This is a genomic window from Pseudomonas sp. GW822-FHT01E03, from assembly GCF_058802985.1.
This window is the reverse complement of record NZ_JBXAOQ010000036.1, coordinates 1-508: the sequence shown is the minus strand read 5'-3', so window position 1 is coordinate 508 and position 508 is coordinate 1. Positions and strand designations below refer to the sequence as shown.

1 protein-coding gene is annotated in these 508 nt (G+C 63.8%); it reads right to left on the bottom strand.

Going from position 1 to position 508, the window contains the following annotated elements:
* Positions 1-508 (bottom strand): acyl-CoA dehydrogenase family protein (locus AC1RP7_RS27915; protein WP_493184013.1); only part of this gene is annotated, 508 nt, incomplete at both ends.

The window sequence follows — 508 nt, the reverse complement described above, 5'->3', positions numbered from 1 at the left end:
TGGATGCCGTTGGTGCCTTCGTAGATCTGGGTGATGCGCACGTCACGCACCAGTTGCTCCTGGCCCCACTCACGGATATAGCCGTGGCCGCCGAAGACCTGCTGGCCGTGTACAGTGGTTTCCAGGCCGAGGTCGGTCAGGAACGCCTTGGCCACCGGGGTCAGCAACGCCACCAGGTCTTCCGCGCGCTTGCGGGTGGCGGCGTCTTCGCTGAACTTGGCGGTGTCCAATTGCATCGCCACGTAGGTGGAGAATGCACGCCCCCCTTCGTTCGAAGCTTTCATGGTCAGCAGCATGCGCCGCACGTCCGGGTGGACGATGATCGGGTCAGCCACTTTGTCCTTGTTCTGCGCGCCGGTTGGCGCACGGCTTTGCAGGCGATCACGGGCGTATTCCACGGCGTTCTGGTACGAGCGCTCGCCCGTGGCCAGGCCCTGGATACCAACGCCCAGACGCTCGTAGTTCATCATGGTGAACATCGCCGCCAGGCCTTTGTTCGGCTCGCCGA